At 68.7% G+C, this 17,033-nt stretch carries 16 protein-coding genes; 4 read left to right on the top strand and 12 right to left on the bottom strand.

Going from position 1 to position 17,033, the window contains the following annotated elements:
- Positions 1-152: 152 nt before the first annotated feature.
- Positions 153-590: a hypothetical protein gene (locus FZN60_RS28055; protein ID WP_158877656.1), complete on the bottom strand. Its 438-nt coding sequence runs from the start codon at positions 588-590 to the stop codon at positions 153-155.
- A gap of 527 nt (positions 591-1,117) precedes the next feature.
- Between FZN60_RS28055 and ilvA the strand changes: the two genes are divergently transcribed.
- Positions 1,118-2,374 (top strand): threonine ammonia-lyase IlvA, encoded by a 1,257-nt coding sequence (gene ilvA / locus FZN60_RS28050; protein ID WP_158877654.1) that lies wholly within the window; start codon positions 1,118-1,120, stop codon positions 2,372-2,374.
- 4 nt (positions 2,375-2,378) lie between these two features.
- Here the strand turns inward: ilvA and FZN60_RS28045 are convergent, their stop codons facing one another.
- The gene (locus FZN60_RS28045) at positions 2,379-3,794 is read right to left on the bottom strand and encodes an aminotransferase-like domain-containing protein (protein ID WP_158877652.1); all 1,416 of its coding nucleotides are present in this window, start codon (positions 3,792-3,794) and stop codon (positions 2,379-2,381) included.
- A gap of 83 nt (positions 3,795-3,877) precedes the next feature.
- On the opposite strand from FZN60_RS28045, the gene FZN60_RS29110 reads away from it, so the two are divergent.
- Both FZN60_RS29110 and FZN60_RS28035 read left to right on the top strand, forming a co-directional pair.
- A complete protein-coding gene (locus FZN60_RS29110; protein WP_246727325.1) occupies positions 3,878-4,144 on the top strand; it encodes a DUF1127 domain-containing protein in 267 nt (88 codons plus the stop codon).
- A gap of 43 nt (positions 4,145-4,187) precedes the next feature.
- Positions 4,188-5,387 (top strand): MFS transporter, encoded by a 1,200-nt coding sequence (locus FZN60_RS28035; RefSeq protein WP_158877650.1) that lies wholly within the window; start codon positions 4,188-4,190, stop codon positions 5,385-5,387.
- Here FZN60_RS28035 and FZN60_RS28030 read toward each other — a convergent pair.
- From FZN60_RS28030 to FZN60_RS28005, 6 genes are all read right to left on the bottom strand, one after another.
- Positions 5,378-6,340, bottom strand: coding sequence for an alpha/beta hydrolase (locus FZN60_RS28030; protein ID WP_158877647.1), 963 nt, complete (start codon positions 6,338-6,340; stop codon positions 5,378-5,380). The genes FZN60_RS28035 and FZN60_RS28030 overlap by 10 nt on opposite strands.
- 94 nt (positions 6,341-6,434) lie before the next feature.
- Entirely contained in the window at positions 6,435-8,417 is a 1,983-nt protein-coding gene (locus tag FZN60_RS28025; RefSeq protein ID WP_158877645.1) for a bifunctional 2',3'-cyclic-nucleotide 2'-phosphodiesterase/3'-nucleotidase, read from the bottom strand.
- 89 nt (positions 8,418-8,506) lie between these two features.
- On the bottom strand, positions 8,507-9,052 hold the full coding sequence (locus FZN60_RS28020; RefSeq protein ID WP_158877643.1) for a GNAT family N-acetyltransferase: 546 nt from the start codon (positions 9,050-9,052) through the stop codon (positions 8,507-8,509).
- Entirely contained in the window at positions 9,049-9,921 is an 873-nt protein-coding gene (sseA, locus tag FZN60_RS28015) for a 3-mercaptopyruvate sulfurtransferase (protein ID WP_199266675.1), read from the bottom strand. Before sseA ends, FZN60_RS28020 begins: the two co-directional genes overlap by 4 nt.
- 11 nt (positions 9,922-9,932) lie before the next feature.
- Positions 9,933-10,673 (bottom strand): alanyl-tRNA editing protein, encoded by a 741-nt coding sequence (locus FZN60_RS28010; protein WP_158877641.1) that lies wholly within the window; start codon positions 10,671-10,673, stop codon positions 9,933-9,935.
- A 4-nt stretch (positions 10,674-10,677) separates the two neighbouring features.
- Positions 10,678-11,721 (bottom strand): cysteine synthase A, encoded by a 1,044-nt coding sequence (locus tag FZN60_RS28005; RefSeq protein ID WP_158877639.1) that lies wholly within the window; start codon positions 11,719-11,721, stop codon positions 10,678-10,680.
- Between the two features lie 497 nt (positions 11,722-12,218).
- Between FZN60_RS28005 and FZN60_RS28000 the strand changes: the two genes are divergently transcribed.
- Positions 12,219-15,584, top strand: coding sequence for an Ig-like domain-containing protein (locus tag FZN60_RS28000; protein ID WP_210253442.1), 3,366 nt, complete (start codon positions 12,219-12,221; stop codon positions 15,582-15,584).
- Between the two features lie 153 nt (positions 15,585-15,737).
- Here FZN60_RS28000 and FZN60_RS27995 read toward each other — a convergent pair whose 3' ends face one another.
- The 4 genes from FZN60_RS27995 to FZN60_RS27980 form a co-directional block, all read right to left on the bottom strand.
- Entirely contained in the window at positions 15,738-16,001 is a 264-nt protein-coding gene (locus FZN60_RS27995; RefSeq protein ID WP_158877635.1) for a DUF2312 domain-containing protein, read from the bottom strand.
- 125 nt (positions 16,002-16,126) lie between these two features.
- On the bottom strand, positions 16,127-16,342 hold the full coding sequence (locus FZN60_RS27990; protein ID WP_158877633.1) for a hypothetical protein: 216 nt from the start codon (positions 16,340-16,342) through the stop codon (positions 16,127-16,129).
- Between the two features lie 2 nt (positions 16,343-16,344).
- The gene (locus FZN60_RS27985; protein WP_158877631.1) at positions 16,345-16,542 is read right to left on the bottom strand and encodes a hypothetical protein; all 198 of its coding nucleotides are present in this window, start codon (positions 16,540-16,542) and stop codon (positions 16,345-16,347) included.
- 56 nt (positions 16,543-16,598) lie between these two features.
- Positions 16,599-16,871, bottom strand: coding sequence for a hypothetical protein (locus FZN60_RS27980; RefSeq protein ID WP_158877629.1), 273 nt, complete (start codon positions 16,869-16,871; stop codon positions 16,599-16,601).
- Between the last annotated feature and the right edge of the window lie 162 nt (positions 16,872-17,033).

Below are 17,033 nucleotides of genomic sequence, written 5' to 3'. Positions count from 1 at the left end.
GAGGCAGGGCGGGAACAGCGTCGCCTGATCGCGATCGGCGCCGACAACGAAGCGTCCCATGCCATCCTCCAGACCACCCTGAAGAAGATAGCATGAGCAGGGTTTTGACACAGCCAGGGTCGGAAGCGGCCAGACGACCTTGAAACGTCGGCTCAGGTTGCGGTGGGAAGCGTGACAGGCACAGGCGCATGTTCTTCGATCCGCGCGACTCCGCTTGAAAGCACGATCCCTACGATGTCGTTGGTTCTCGACGGGTAGAAGGTACAGTCCGCCAGAAGGTGCAGGTCGCCCTGCTGGATCTCGGCAGTCAGAATGTCGGCGCAGAACTCGGTTCTGAAGCGCTCAACCGAGCCATCGAGGATCTGGATGTGGCCGCGCGGCACGGAGACATCAAGACGATACTCCACGCCGTGCTGACAGCGCTCGGGATCATCGCAATGGTAGAGGTCGAATCCAAGCGTGACCAACTCGTCCGCCTCGAAAAGCGCAAACAGCGTCCGGTCCTCGATCCAGTAGGTGTCCAGAAGCTCGCCGAAGCCTATGGTCTGGACATGGTCGGGACGCCTGCGAGCCGTTGTGGGACAACCCATGCCCCACGAACCAGGGTGCCGCCATGCCGACCTCTCTCGCCGGCCGCGTGGCGAAGCCGGCAAGGATCACGAGAGCGCCGGCCATCACGCCCGCGCCAGGGGCGAAAGGAACGACCCGGAGGCGTCCTGCGATCACTGCGGCCTTCTTTCTCGACTGCGACGGCTATCATCCGCTCTTGGGGTCGGAGAGACAGCGTCCGGACGGCCGTGACGATCCACACCAGCCGACCCGCCTTTGACAAATTCGCCGACTTCCACGATGGAGAAGCCGGATCCGCAACCGCGAGAACGGGAAGGGCGTGCGATGGCTGGCATCATGTCGTTCGGCGGAGCCGCGCTGCCCATTATCGGCGCCGGCGCCTGAGGCCCGGCGGAAGCGCTCTCGCTTCTCCGATCATCTTCACGCGACCGGCACGGCGCTTCCCGATCGAGACGAATCGGGCCGGCGTCGTTTTGGCATGATGCGACCGATGTTTCCCGCGCGAACCGGCACACAGGCCGGCGCGCCCTGACCAAGACCGATCCAGATGTCCGATCTCGCCTTCCGCTCCCGCGTCGCCGCCGGCGAATACGCGCTCCGTCAGCTCTTTCCCGAAACGCCGCTCCAGCTCAACGAGCACCTGTCGAAGAAGTACGGTGCGCGCATCTTCCTCAAGCGCGAGGACCTGACGCCGGTCCGCTCCTACAAGATCCGCGGCGCCTTCAACTTCATGAGGAAGCGCATCGAGGAGGGGGCGGCGGCGACGCACTTCGTCTGCGCCTCCGCCGGCAACCATGCGCAGGGCTTTGCTTTCGCCTGCCGGCACTTCGGGCTCAAGGGGCGCGTCTACATGCCCGTGACGACGCCGCTGCAGAAGATCGAGAAGACGCGCACCTTCGGCGGCGAGGCGATCGAGATCGTGCTCGTCGGCGACTTCTTCGACGACTGCTACGCCGCGGCCAAGGCCTTCTCGCGCGACGAGGGGGCGGCGCTGGTGCCCCCCTTCGACCACGTCGACATCGTCGAGGGGCAGGCGAGCGTCGGGCTGGAGGTCGAGCGGCAGATGGGCGGCGGACGGCCGGAGATGCTGGTTCTGCCGGTTGGGGGCGGCGGGCTGGCCTCGGGGCTGGTGCGCTGGTTCGACGGAAACAAGGGGCCGGACATCCGCTTCGTCGAGCCGATGGGCGCGCCGAGCCTGCGCACGAGCCTGACGGAAGGGCGCGTCGTGCGGCTGCCGCAGATCGACGGGTTCGTGGACGGCGCGGCGGTGGCCGAGATCGGGGCACTGCCCTTCGAGATCCTGAAGGGGAGCGCCAGCCCCGAGGACGTGGTGCTGGTGCCGGAGGGGCGGCTCTGCGGCACCATGCTGGAGATGCTGAACACGGAAGGCATCGTCCTAGAGCCGGCGGGGGCGCTGACGGTGGACGCGCTCGCCGACCTCAGCGAGGCGGTGCGCGGGCGAACGGTGGTCTGCGTCGTGTCGGGGGGCAACTTCGATTTCGAGCGGCTGCCGGACGTGAAGGAGCGGGCGCTGCGCTTCGCGGGCAAGAAGAAGTACTTCATCCTGCGTCTGCCGCAGCGGCCCGGCGCGCTGAAGTCGTTCCTCGGGCTGCTCGGCCCGGACGACGATATCGCCCGCTTCGAGTACCTGAAGAAGTCGGCGCGGGACTTCGGCTCGATCCTGCTCGGCATCGAGACGTCGTCGCCGGCGAACTTCGACGTCCTGCTCGGGCGGTTCGCGGCGGAAGGCATCCGCTATCAGGACATCACCAGCGACCCGATCGTCGCCGATCTCCTGATCTGAGGCGTCAGGCCTCGCCGTCGTAGCCCGCGACGCCGCTGTCGAGGAGGCGGCGGAGCTGGGCGAAGCCGGCGGCGATGCCTTGCCGGTCGCCGGAGGAATAGGACATGCGGGCGCGGTGGTAGCTGCGCTCCATGCGCTCGGGCTTGTACTCGTCCTCGTCGTCGACGAGGATGTTCTCGCGCGCGGCCGCGGCCTTGAAGGTGCCCGACAGCCAGGGCTCCGGCAGCTTCAGCCAGATGAAGGGCGCATGGGCGTGAGTGGCGAAGTCGTGGCCGGCGAGCGCCTGCGCGACGATCGCCTGGCGCGCGGCGATCTCAGCCATGGAACGGGCGCGCAGCTCGTCGGCGGCGCCGGACAGGACGAGGCGCGCGCCGGCTTCGGCGAGAATAAAGGACAGGCCGCCGGTGAGAAGCTTGTGCGTGACCTTCACGCGCTGGGCGAGATGGGGTGGGCACGCGACCCAGCCGCCGCGAAGGCCCGCCGCCACCGACTTCGACAGGCCGCCGACGACGAAGGTGCGGTCGGGCGCGAACTGCACGACGAGCGGCGTCGGATCGTCCGACAGGTCGCCGTAGAGGTCGTCCTCGATCAGCCAGACGCCGTATCGCCGGGCGATCTCGGCGATCTGCCGGCGGCGCTCCTCGGGAAGGATCGCGAGCGTCGGGTTGTGCAGCGTGGGCATCAGGAAGGCGAGCTTGGGGTGCTGCTGGGCGCAGACCCGCTCGAAATCGTCGGGCAGCATGCCCTCGGCGTCGAGCTCGACGCCGACGGTGCGGCGCCCGGCAAGGCGCGCGCTGCGGGCCATGAAGCTGTAGGTCAGATTCTCGAAGACGATCCGGTCGCCCGGCGCCGACATGGCGGTGATGACGGACAAAGCGGCGGCGGTGGCGCCTTGCGTCGCGACAATGTCCTCTTCCGCGGGGATCCAATCGTTGCGCGACAGCCAGCGCGCGCCGGCCTGCAGCCAGGAGGCGGGAGTGGTGCGCGAATAGCTCGCGACCTCCAGCGGCATCTCGCGGGCGATGGCCGACAGGGTCTCGCCGATGATCGGCCCCTGATCGACGTCCGGCGCGGCCGTCGTGTCGAAGCGCAGCTTGCCGAGCGGCGCCTCGACGTGGCGCGTGCCGTTGAAGGCAAGGGTGAAGCTGTCGGTCGGCTGATTGGCGCCGGCTCGGGCATGGTCGAGGACGTAGGTGCCGCGGCCGATCTCGCCGCTGACGAGGCCGCGCTCGCGAAGAAGCGCGTAGGCGCGGCCGACCGTGCCGACGGTGACGCCGAGATCGAAGGCGAGGTTTCGCTGCGGCGGCAGCTTGGCGCCCGGCTCCAGCCGCCCGTCGGCGACCGCCGCCTCGAAGGCGTCGGCGAGGCGCGAATAATAGGGGCTGTCCCCCTCGATGGGTTCGGGCCGGAAACTTGTCATCGTGACAATTCTCTAACTTGTCACTGTGTGGGTGTCAATCTTATTGATTGCACCCGTCAGGCGGAGAGAAGAAGGGGCTCAATATGAGCGCGCTCGGTCACGCAAGCGGTACAATCGCAAATGTCACCCGGGCAGCCCTGCGCGGCAAGAGCCTTGCGCTGCCGTGGCACGTCGAGCTCGCGCGCGGCATGACCCTCCCGGCTCTGGCGACCGACTGGTTCCGCCACGACACGGCGCTGCGCCGCAGCCGCCGCGCGCTCCTCGACCTGTCGGACGAGCAGTTGCGCGACGTCGGGCTGACGCGCTCGCAGGCCCTGGTCGAAGGACGCCGTTCCCTTTATCTCGACTGACGCCGCCTCGACGCGGCGTGACGGGCGAGGGGGCGCCGTCTTCATGGTCGGTATCGCCGCGCTCGCGCTCGCCTATGTCCTGTCGCAGTTCTTCCGCTCGTTTCTCGCCGTGCTGGCGCCCGACCTCCGGGTGGAGCTGGGCATGTCGGAAGCGCAGCTCTCGACGGCTGCGAGCGTCTGGTTCCTCGCCTTCGCGCTGATGCAGTTTCCCGTCGGCGCGGCGCTCGACCGGCTCGGACCGCGGTTGACGGCGAGCGCGACGCTCCTCGTCGCGGTGCTCGGCAGCCTCGTCATGGCGGGGGCGACGGGTCCCTCGCTCCTGTTCCTCGCCATGGGGCTGATCGGCGTCGGCTGTTCGGCCATCCTGATGGCGAGCCTCGTGATCTTCGCGCGCAGCTTTCCGCCGCGGCGCTTCGCGCTCCTGTCGTCCTGGTTCGTCGCCTTCGGGCTGATGGGCGGCGTCGCCGGCTCGGCGCCGCTCGCCGCCGCGGTCACGACCTTCGGCTGGCGCTGGGTGATGGTGGGGCTGGCGGCGATCACGCTCCTGGCGGCGCTCGCCATCGTCCTGCTCGCCCGCGATCCCGAGGCGCCGGCCGGAAGCGGTGCGGGCCGGGGCTCGCTGAAGGACATCCTGCGCCTGCGCATGCTCTGGCCGCTGATGGCGATGGCGGCGGTCGCCTACGCGCCGGCCTCGAACCTGCGCGGGCTCTGGGCCGGCCCGTTTCTCGAGGACGTCCACGGCTTCTCGACGCCGGAGATCGGCGAGGTGACCTTCTTCATGGCGCTCGGCCTCATCGTCGGCTCGATCGTCCACGGCCCGCTCGACAACGTCTTCGACACGCGCAAGTGGATCGTCGTCGTCGGCTCCTGCCTGACGGCGTCGTGCCTCGCGGCGCTGGCGGCAGTCGGGATCGGCTCGTCCGCGGCCGCATCCGTGCTCCTGGTTCTCACGGCCTTCGCCGGCACGAACTACTCGTTGATCATGGCGCATGCCCGCGGCTTCATGCCGCCGCACCTCGTCGGGCGGGGCGTGACGCTGATGAACTTCTTCTCGATCGGCGGCTCGGGCGTCGTGCAGCTCGCCTCGGGCGGTGTCTTCGACCTCGCGGCGCGCGCTGGCTCGCAGGACGCCGCCTATCGCGTCGTCTTCCTGTTCTACGTCGCCCTGCTTCTCGCCGGGCTGTCGGCCTACCTGTTCAGCCGCGACGCCAAGCCCTCGCGGCTCGCCAGCCTTCAGAGCTGAAGCGAGCGGAGCCAGTAGACGATGCGCTCGGCGATGCCGGCCGTCGTCTGCGGCGAGCGCGCATCGCCCGCCAGGATGTGCTGGAGCGGATCGCCGCTGTCGGCGATCTCGATCAGCCGGTGCGGACCCGCCCAGCGCGTCATGAGCTCGCGTGCCTTCGCCGACACGACGATGCGGTCGTTCGGCGCATAAAACACGAGTGCCGGAAGGGTCGCTGCGGCGTAGTCGGTGCCGCGCGCAGCCCGCACGAGGGCGGCCATCGGCAGCAGCGCGGCGGTGGGAACGGCGTTGTCCGCGTCGCCGCGCGGGTCGATGTCGACCGTCGGGTTCTCGACGTAGGGCATGAGCTCGCGCGCCCAGGGCAGGTCGAGCATCCAGGCGCGCGAGTCGGCGGCGCCGAAGTTCGGCGACAGGAGGACGACGGCGTTCATGCGGTCGCGCAGCTCCGGCCGCGTCGCGGCATAGGCGACGAGCGTTCCGCCCGTCGAATGCCCCATCACGACAACCTCGTTGCCGATCGCGTGGCCGATGGCCAGCGCCTCGGCGAGGTCGTTGAGCCAGTCGTTGACCGTGGCGACGGCGAGGGCGGACCGGTTCTGCCCATGGCCGGTCAGGCGCGCGTAGTAGAGGTTGGCGCCCATCGCCTTCGCCACCTCGTCGGCGAGCGGCCGCGTCTCGCTCTTCGAGCCGCCGAAGCCGTGGACGTAGACGATGGCGAGCGGCGTCCTGGCGCGCGATTCCGGATAGGCCCAGACGATCTCCTTCGCCGCGTCCGGGCGCAGGTTCGGCACGTCCGCTTCCGTTCGCGCGAGATAGGCGTCGGGATCCTCGCCGATCGCGCTCGCCTCGAAGCGGATCGCCGGGTCGACCGGCTCGCGCGGGCCGGCGAACCAGAGCCCCGCGGCACCGAGGGCGAGCAGCGGGATGACGACGAGGAGGATGCGGATCTTCAAGGGTGGGGCTCGCGGCAGGACGATCGGGCGGCCAGCAATAGAACAGGCAGCGAGGCGATGAAACGCCCCGCCGCAGCTTCCGGGGCCTGCGACATTACAGCGTCATGCGGAAGACGAGGTAGCCCTCGGCGTCCGTGTCGCCGGGCTCGGCCTTGAGCTGCGTCAGCGCCGCGAGATGGCGGGCAGCGCCCGGACCGGTGCGGAAGGTCACGCGGCTTCCCCCGGCCGGAGCGAAGCGCCAGTTGCCGTCCGCCGACGGATTGATGGTGTTCTCGTCGATGATGTAGCGCACCAGCACGTCGCGGTTGGCATCCGGCGCGACGAAGACGATCTTGTCCTCGGTGAGGCCGGGGAAGTTGCCGCCGCCGCTGGCCCGGTAGTTGTTCGTGGCGACGATGAAGAGCTGGTCCGGATCGATGGGGCGGCCGTCATAGGCGAGGTCGCGGATGCGGCTGGCGCTCGCGTCGGCGACGGCGCCTTTCGCCGTGTATTTGGCGGGCTGCGTCACGTCGATCGCGTAGGTCACGCCGTCGATGACGTCGAAGTTGTAGGACGGGAAGTCGGCGGCGATCAGCGGCTGGTCGGGCTGGCCCGGCTCGATGCGGTTGAAGATCCCCGCCGACATCTCCAGCCACTCCTTGACCTCGGCTCCGGTGATGCGCACCGCCCGCAGCGTGTTCGGGTAGAGGTAGAGGTCCGCGACGTTGCGGATCGCGATCGGGCCGGCGGGAATGTCGGTGTAGTAGTCCGGGCCGTTGCGGCCACCCGACTTGAAGGGCGCGGCCGCCGAGAGCAGCGGCAGCGAGGCGTGCTCCGAAGCGGCGAGGATGTCCTTCAGGTACCAGCTCTGCGCCTGATTGACGATCTGCACGGAGGGATCGTCGGCGACGAGGGCGAAATAGGAGAAGAGCGGCGCGGCGGTTTCGCCGACGGGGCGGCGGACATAGGCGAGCGTCGCCTCGTGCTCGGCCTGGACCGAGGCGCGCACCCGCTCGTCGCTCGCCACCAGCGGCTTCACGCCGTCGTCGGTGCGCTCCGAGATCGGGCGCAGCTCCACCGCCGACTCAACGATCCGCCAGCCCGAGCCGTCGTGCTCCAGGTCGAGATCCACCACGCCGAGATGCGAGCCCCAGAAGCCGGGCATCACGGCGGGCTTGCCGGCAAGGCGCCCGGCCTTGGCGTCGACGCCGGTCATGGCCTCGAAGTCCTTGCCGGGAAACTGCAGGTGCTGGTGGCCGGTGAAGACGACGTCGATGCCCTCGACGGCCGCGAGCTGCAGGGAGGCGTTCTCGCTCGTTCCCTCGCCCTCGGCGACGATGCCGGAATGCGACAAGGCGAGGACGATGTCGGCGCCCTCGGCCTTGAGCCGGGGCACGAGCGCGCGGGCCGCGTCGACGATCTCGCGCGTCGCGGCCTTGCCGGTGAGATGCGCCGCGTCCCAGACCATGATCTGCGGGGTGACGAAGCCGATGACGCCGAGGCGGATCGGCCGCTTCGTGCCGTCGCCCAGGGTCAGCTCGCGATCGAGGATCACGTAGGGCGGCACGAAGCGCGCGTCGTCCTCGGGCCTGGCGGCGAGGGGGCCCTTGGCAAGATTGGCGCAGACGACCGGATGGCGGGCGCCGGCGAGCGTGCGCTCCATGAACTCCAGGCCGTAGTTGAATTCGTGGTTGCCGAGGGTGCCCGCGTCGTAGCCGAGGACGTTCATCGCCGCGACGACCGGGTGGACGTCGCCCTCCTTCATCCCGCGCTCGTAGGCGATGTAGTCGCCCATCGGGTTGCCCTGGAGGAAGTCGCCATTGTCGAACAGAAGGGCGTTCTTCGCCTCCCGCCGGATCTCCTCGACGATGGCCGCGGTGCGGGCGAGGCCGGCCGTGTCGAGCGGCTTGTCGGCATAGTAGTCGTAGGGAAGAACGTAGACGTGGAGGTCGGTGGTCTCCATCAGCCGCAGGTGGGCGCGCCGCCCGTCCGCGCGCGCCGACCAGGGATGCAGCGCTGCGGCCGCGCCGAGCGCGGCCGCACCGGCCAGGAAGCCGCGGCGGGAAACCTCGGACGCGTGGATCGGGCGGTCGGCCATGGGCTGATGTCTCCGGCGGCTCGGCAGATTGCGCGAGCCTACCGTGTCGCCGCTTTCCATGTCGATCTTAGGACGCGGCGCGAGAGCCTTCAGGCAGTCTGCGACTTGTAGGCCGAGATGTGCGGCGTCAGCACGTCGCGCCGGGCGATCTCCCGGAAACCGTGCGCCCGGTAGAGCTGGAGGGCGGCGGGATGGTCGAGCGTGTTGGTCTCGATGATCAGCGTCGCGATGCCGTCGGAAAAACCGAGGCGGATGGCGCGGTCCAGCAAGGGGCCGGCGAGATGCCGGCCACGGAAGCCCGGCATCATCGCGAAGTGGACGATGCGGGCGCGCCGATCATGCCGATGCGTCTCGATCTCGAACCAGCCGGCCGTCTCGCCGCGGACCGTCAGGGTGTAGACCGCGATTTCCGGCGCGTGGATCTCGGAAGCGAGGCGCTCATCGGGCAGGATGCGGGACGTCCAGTGATGCTCGTGCCCGACCGCGTCGTAGAGCGCACGGTAGCGCTCGATCGGGATCTGCGGCTCGGCCCGGACAACGGCGCCGTCGGCCTCCGGAGGCCAGGGGGCACCGTCGCCCGGCGGGCGCTCGTCCATGGCGAGGGTGGTCACGACGGCGCGCAGAAGACCGGTCATGGCGCGGGATCCGCGGCCTCCCGGGCGGGGCCGGTCTCGATCGGGCGGTTCGAGCCGCCCCATTCGGTCCAGGATCCGTCGTAGAGGCGGGTCGAGTGGTTGCCGATCGACTCCAGCGCGAGCGTCAGGACGGCCGCGGTGACGCCCGAGCCGCAGCTCGTGATCACCGGACCGTCCGGATCGACGCCCGCGGCTTTGAAGGCGCGGCGGATCTCGTCCGGCGACTTGAGGCGGCCGTCCTGCGCCAGCAGCCCGAAGGGCAGGTTGCGCGAGCCGGGGATGTGGCCGGCGCGGATGCCGGCGCGGGGCTCGGGCACCTCGCCGCGGAAGCGATCGGCGGCGCGGGCATCGACGATCTGCACCGAGCCGGCGCCGGACGCGGCCGCCACCGCATCGGCGTCGGCCAGAACAGCCGGGTCGAGCTGCGCTTCGAAGCGGGCGGGCTCGCGCGGCTTGGCAGGCCCGGTCTCGACCTGGAGGCCCGCGGCCGTCCAGGCGGGGAAGCCGCCGTCGAGGACGCGCACGTCGCGCGCGCCGAAGGCCCGGAACAGCCACCAGACCCGCGGCGCGGAGAAGAGGCCGAGGCCGTCATAAACGACGATCGTGTCGGTCTCCCGGATGCCGAGAGCGCCGGCCGCGGCGGCGAAGACGTCAGCCGGCGGAAAGGCATGCGGCTGGTCGGAGGCGGGATCGACCACGGCGTCCTGGTCGAAGAACACGGCGCCAGGAACGTGGCCGGCCTCGAATTCCGGCCGCGCGAAGCGCTTCTGCGCGGGCAGGTACCAGGAGGCGTCGACCACGGAGAGGCCGTCGCGGTGGAGGTTCGCGGCGAGATCCGCGGGCGAGATCAGGAAGGGGTTCTGGGTCATGGCGGTTCGCGTCAGGCGGGCGGCAGGGAGCCGAAGCGGATGCGGAAACGGCGGTTCTCGCGGCCCTTCTTCTCGATCTTGCCGATGTGGATCTCGCCGACCTCCTGCGTCTCGGACACGTGCGTGCCGCCGCAGGGCTGAGCGTCGACGCTGGAGTTCTCTCCGATCGTGACGAGGCGGATGCGGCCCGAGCCGCGGGGCGGCTTGACGTTCTTGGACTTCACGAGGCCGGGATCGGCGTCGAGCTCGTCCTCGGTGATCCAGCGGATGGCGATCGGATGGTTGGCGTTGACGAGCTCCATCAGCGCGGCGGTGACGGCGGCCTTGTCGGCGGCCGCTTCGGGAATGTCGAAATCGACGCGGCTTTCCTCCTCGCCAACCGCGGCGCCCGTGATCGGGTAGGGGCACACCACCGACAGGAGATGACAGGCGGTGTGCATGCGCATCAGCTTGTAGCGTCGCGCCCAGTCGAGGTGGAGGACGAGCGTCTCGCCGGGTTCGGGCAAGTCCGCGGAGCTTTCCGGTTTCATCACGACGTCGAGCTTGTCCGGCGACCAGACGGTGTCGACGATCGCGATGTGGCGCCCGTCCGGCAGCTCGACGGTCCCGGTGTCCCCGGGCTGGCCGCCGGCGGTGGCGTAGAAGTTCGTGCGGTCGAAGACGAGACCGCCGTCGGGTTCGACGCGCACGAGCCTGGCCTCGAGCGTCGAGAGGTAGCTGTCCTCGCGAAACAGCGGTTCCGTGCCGCTCATGGTCTCAGCCCGCCGCCGTCTCGAAGGGCACGTCGAACTGCGGCGTCGTGCCGATCCAGTCCGGCACGGGCAGGTTCTTGGAGCGCAGGAAGTCGGGGTTGAAGAGCTTCGACTGGTAGCGGTTGCCGTAGTCGCACAGGACGGTCACGATGGTGTGGCCGGGGCCCATCTCGCGCGCCATGCGGATGGCGCCGGCGATGTTGACGCCCGACGAGCCGCCGAGGCAGAGGCCCTCGCTCCCGACGAGGTCGAAGACGATGCGGACCGCTTCCTCGTCCGGGATCTGGTAGGCGAAGTCCGGCTCGAAGCCTTCGAGGTTGGCGGTGATCCGGCCCTGGCCGATGCCCTCGGTGATCGAGGAGCCGTCCGATTTCAGCTCGCCGGTCGTGTAGTAGCTGTAGAGCGCCGCGCCCATCGGATCGGCGATGCCGATCTTGATGTGGCCGGAATGGCGCTTGAGGCCCATGGCGGTGCCGGCGAGCGTGCCGCCGGTGCCCACCGCGCAGATGAAGCCGTCGACCTCGCCGCCGGTCTGCTGCCAGATCTCCTCGGCGGTCGTGACGACGTGGCCGTCGCGGTTGGCGAGGTTGTCGAACTGGTTGGCCCAGATGGCGCCCTGGGAATGGGTCGTAGCGAGCTGGGCGGCGAGGCGGCCCGACAGCTTCACGTAGTTGTTCGGGTCGCGATAGGGGACGGCCGGCACCTCGACGAGTTCGGCGCCCATCAGGCGCAGCGCGTCCTTCTTTTCCTCGCTCTGCGTCTCGGGGATGACGATCACGGTGCGGTAGCCGAGCGCGTTGGCGACGAGCGAGAGGCCGATGCCGGTGTTGCCGGCCGTGCCCTCGACGATGATGCCGCCGGGTTCCAGGAGGCCCTTCTCCTCGGCGTCGCGGATGATGAAGAGGCCGGCGCGGTCCTTCACCGACTGGCCGGGGTTCATGAACTCCGCCTTGCCGTAGATCTCGCAGCCGGTCTCCTCGGAGGCGCGATTCAGGCGGATCAACGGCGTGTTCCCGATGGCGTCGAGAACGGAATTGTAGCGGGACATGGGCGGCGACTCGGGATGGAAGCGACTGTCCGCAAACCTATTGGCGACCCGGCCCCTCGGCAAGGAGAGGCGATGCGTTCGGTGGCGGTGGAGGGGAACAATCGACCCACGGCACGATGCCGGCGGAACCAGCCATGACAGCGATGTGGGTGAAAGAAACTTGGCTCCCCGGGCCGGATTGGAACCAATTGGCGCCCTCGTTCGACAATCCAGGCGCGGCAGGCCTTTGATGCTATTGGCGATCCAGGCACAAGGCGGTGATGTATGCCGTTTTGTATGCTGAAAAGTGACGATGGGAGTGTGCCCATTATGTTCTCACTGAAGCACGGGGCAAGCGGCCCGACAAGGCCCAGCGCCGCCACTGCCAGACACCGTGACCCAAGCGGTACAGGCGGAATTTTTCGGCGTCGGCGATAGCGCTTGCTCTAGCAGTGGACAGCGTCGATGTGACCACGTGCGCCTTCGGGAAGAGCCGAGTAGATCAACCCGCGCTCGGGATGGGGAATGAGGCCATGAGTTCATACGAAATCAAAATCTCACCGATCCCGGATTTCGAGCCGACGGTCGGCTTCGGCCTTCTGGCGGTGGGTGATTTCGACGGCGACGGTGATGTCGATATTCTGCGTCAGACTGCCGTCGGCGAAGCGCCGATCTTCATCGAAAACACCAACGGCACCTTCTCCGTCACCAGCAAGGTGACCATTCCGGCTGTTGCAGGCTTGAACCTGTCGGCCACGAACGCAAAAGTGTCCGATTTCGACAGCGATGGCGATCTCGACATCTACCAGCAGCTTCCAGGCGCAGCGAACGACATCTTCCTCCTATCGGACCTCATCACGCCCGATACGACCCCACCGACAGCCACTATCGTCGTCGCCAACACGGCCCTCAGGGCCAGCGAAACCGCCCAAGTCACCATCACCTTCTCCGAAGCGGTGACGGGCTTCAACAATTCCGACTTGGCCATTGAGGGTGGCACGCTTTCGGCCGTCGCCTCCACCGACAACATAGTGTGGACGGCGACGTTCACCCCGAGCGCCGATCTCACCGATGCCACCAACGTTATCACGCTGGCCAACACCGGGGTTACGGACGCCGTTGGCAACGCTGGCACAGGTACGACCACCTCCAACAACTACGCGATTGACGCCGCCCGCCCCACCGCGACAATCGTCGTCGCCGACACGTTCCTCACCGCCGGTGAGACCTCGCAGGTTACCATCACCTTCTCCGAGGCGGTGACCGGCTTCACCCTCGCCGACTTGACTGTCCAAAGTGGCACGCTCTCGGCTCTTACCACGGCCGACAACATCGTCTGGACGGCGACGCTCACTCCGGCCGTCAACCTCACTGATGCCACCAACGTCATCACGTTGGCTAACACCGGGATCGCGGATGCCGCCGGCAACGCCGGCGCGGGAGCGACGGTGTCCAGTAACTACGTGATCGACACCGCAGCTCCTGCCTTCGCATCAGCCACCGTCAACGGCACGGCGCTGGTGCTGACCTACGACGAAGCCCTGGACGCGGCCAACCCGCCTCCGGCAAGCGCCTTCGCGGTTCAGGCCGGGGGCGCGTCTGTCACGATCAATGCCGTCGCGGTTGACGCCTCGACCGGGACCGTGACGCTGACGCTCGCCTCGGGCGTGGCGAATGGCCAGGCCGTCACCGTCGCCTACACCGATCCCACCGCCGGCAACGACGCGTCCGCCATCCAAGACGCGGCCGGCAACGATGCCGCAAGCCTGCCCGCCACAAGCGTCACCAACAACACGCCTGACACCACGCCGCCCGTGATCACCGCGGTGTCGATCCCCAACTCGCCGCTAAAGATCGGCGACACGGTCACTGCCAACATAACGGTCGCGCCCGACGCCGACACCTACACCCTTCAGTCCGGCACGATCGGCGGCTACACGCTCGGCGGCCTGACCAAGGTCAACGCCACCACCTACACCGCCACCTTCACCATCACGCCCGGCTCGGACGTTGCCGCCGCCGCCGACCTGGCAGTCAACCTCATCCTGAGCGACACGGCTGGCAGCTCCAACGCGGCCTACACCACCCCGATCAGCCAGAACGCCGACGCCATCGACGCCACGCGCCCAGTGCTCGTTTCTTCAGCCATCAATGGCTCCACGCTGGTGCTGACCTATTCGGAAGCCCTCGACGCAGCTAACCCGCCCGCGGCGAACGCCTTTGTTGTTCAAGCAGGTGGCTCGGCGATCGCTGTGACCAGCGTCGCAGTTGACGCCTCGGCTAAGACCGTCACGCTGACGCTGGCCGCGGGCGTAGCGAACGCCCAGGCAGTGACCGTCGCCTACACCGATCCCACCGCCGGCAACGATGCGGCTGCTATCCAAGACACTCTCGGCAACGACGCCGCGAGCCTTCCCGCCACCAGTGTCACGAACAACACGCCCGCGCCTCCTGCTCCACCTACGCCTCCGACGATCGACCCGAACGGTCCGTTGACGCAGAGCCCGGGGGCCGGCCAGACGCAGACCCTCTCCAACAAGACCGGCGGCTCCCTGACCCTCGATGGTCCTGGGACGCTGATCCTGACCGGCACGAACACCTACACGGGGCCGACCACTGTCCAGGCCGGCACGCTTCTCGTGAACGGCTCGATCGTCTCGCCCACGACCGTCAAGGCCGGCGGCACGCTCGGCGGCTCCGGGCAGCTCGGCACCGTCACGATCGAGAGCGGCGGCACGCTGTCGCCCGGCAACTCGCCCGGCATCCTCTCCACCAAGGATCTGACGCTCGCCGCCGGCGCAATTCTCAAGGAGGAGATCGGCGGCACGGCCTCTGGCCAGTTCGACCAGCTCAAGGTCGACGGGTCAGTCGATGTCAGTGGCGCCAAGCTCGACGTCATCGCGTTCAACAACTTCGCCTCCGCGCGCTTCGACCGCTTCGTCATCATCGACAACGACGGCACCGATGCGATCCGCGGCTCCTTCGCGGGACTGGCTGAGGGCGGCACGCTGAGCTTTGGCGCGCGCTCCCTGCGCATCAGCTACCAGGGCGGCGACGGCAACGACGTCACCCTCACCGACACGACCGGCCTCCTGGTGCGGCCGGAAGCCTTCGGCACGGTGGTGACCAGTCCAGCAAGCACCGCGGGCTACGTCTACGGCCTCTACGAGGCGCTCCTGAACCGGGCGCCCGACCCTCTCGGGCTCGCGAGCTTCGCGGCGGCCGTCGAGAACGGCGCGAGCCTGACCCAGGTGGCGAGCGCGATCCTCGCCTCGGCCGAGCGCGGCCCAGCGCCGACGAGCCTCAACGCCTTTGTCGAGAGCCTGTACGTCAACCTCCTGGATCGCCCCGCCGATGCGGCTGGCCTGCAGTACTGGACAGCTCAGCTCTCGAGCGGAGCGAGCCAAGCCTCAGTGGCGGTGCAGATCGCGACCTCTGGCGAGGCGAGCACGGTTCTGAGCCCCGTCTTCTCGCGCGGCGTGTTCGTGGCGGACACCAGCGAGTCGAGCGTGGCGCGCCTCTACCACGTCCTTCTGGAGCGCGCGCCCGACGCGGGCGGACTGCAGGCGTTCTCGGCCATAGTCGAGACCGGCGGCGGGGGAGCGGCTGGCGAGGCAGCCCGCTTGATGCAGGTGGCGACCTCGATCCTCGCTTCGCCTGAATATACCGGCAAGCATGGCGGAACGAGCGACGCGGCGTTTATCGCGGAGCTCTACCAGGACGCGCTCGGCCGCGCGCCGGACACGGGTGGTCAGGCCTTCTACCTCGACGCCCTGTCCCGAGGCGCCTCGCGTACCGATGTGGCTCTCGCCGTCACGCAGAGCCCGGAGGCGCAGGTGCACCTCGTCGGCCAGATCGAGCTCGGACAGTACCTCGCCGCCTGATCCCACCTCCATCATCGCGGCCGCGCTCCACGAGCGCGGCCTTGTCCAAAGGCGTGCGGCGGCAGGCAAGCAGATGACGCGGAAGGTCAGCATTGGCGATCCTCATCCGGTCGGCTGTGATCGTCCGCGGGCCGACCTGATAAAGGACTCGCCTCAGTTCTTAGGCAGGTCGGCTACCATGCCGAGTGCCTGGAGGTAGAGGTCGAGGATCGCGTCCTGCTCGGCCCGTTCGTTGGCGTCCTGCTTGCGCAACTGAATTACCTTGCGCAGCACGGGCGTGTCGAAGCCGTTGCCTTTTGCCTCGGCGTAGACGTCCTTGATGTCGTCTGCGATCGTCTTCTTCTCGGCTTCGAGGTTCTCGATCCGCTCGACGAAGGACCGCAGCTGGTCCTGCGCGACGTCTTCAACTTGGCTCATGGGTATGCTCCTCGTAATGCGCCAGCGGCGCGGGGCTGGGCGCGCATCTGAGCGCGCCCATGAAAGGCAAGTGTTCCATGCGAGCTCTTCAGTGCTGTTGGCGCTTCCCTGCCGGCTGGGATCCGTCAGGTGCGGCCGGCGGTCACCTCGGTGGGGCGCTGACCGTGGGCGCGCTCGACCTCGACGGCCGCACGGATGAATGCGCCGAGGATGGTGCGGCACCGGGCGGTGGCCGCGGCGAGCCGCAGCATTCGGGCGGCGCCCGCGAGAAGCGCGCCCAGGCGATGCACCTCGGCCTCGAGGCGGCGGTTCTCGGCGATCAGCTCCTCGCGCTCGCGCATCGTCAGGCACGCCTCGCCATGGCTCGAACTCGATCAAGGGACGACTGCTGGCGCTCCCGGCGGGCGCATTCGTCGTCGAGACGCTCGAACAGAGGAAGAAGCCACTCCCCGAAAGTTACCACCCAGTCGGCCGCCTGCTGGCGCCGCATCTCCAGGTGCGACAGGGTGAAGTCGCGTTCGTTGGCGGCGACGCGCGGCATCAGAGCGCTGTGCCCAGCAGGATTGCCACGCTCCTTCGCTGCGCGTCGCCCCGCCGTCATCCCCGCACCTTTGCCTGTTGGATGACGGTCGTCTCGGTGTTCTCGTCGACGCTCGCCTCAACGGCGGACGCCAGCGCGTCGCAGTGTAGTCGCTCCAGCCATGCGCGGCGCCGCTCGCGGGCGGCGATCGGATCGGGCCGCTTGTCCACGACGGTGCCGCGATCGATCTGCCGGCGGCGCGAGAGTGGGGCGGCCTCGTCCAGCTCCTCAATGTCGAGGAGGGCGAGGTTGTGCTCGACGAGCGCGAGGAGATCGTCCTTGTCGGTCAACGGCCGCTGCGCCGCCGATGTCGTGCGACGGCCGAGTGGCCTGCCCCCGTTAGGTGGCCCGGTTCAAATCTAATGCATGGTTGGCTTATCGGCGACGTTTGAGGTGGCCGGCGAAGCGGGTTGGGGTGGCGCAGCCGGCCACGGCACGACGGCTGGTGCCGG

It is taken from the genome of Antarcticirhabdus aurantiaca (genome assembly GCF_009765365.1).
In the GTDB taxonomy this organism is placed as follows: Bacteria; Pseudomonadota; Alphaproteobacteria; order Rhizobiales; family Rhizobiaceae; genus Antarcticirhabdus; species Antarcticirhabdus aurantiaca.
The sequence above is the reverse complement of the archived record's forward strand: the minus strand, read 5'-3'. Positions and strand labels throughout refer to the sequence as shown.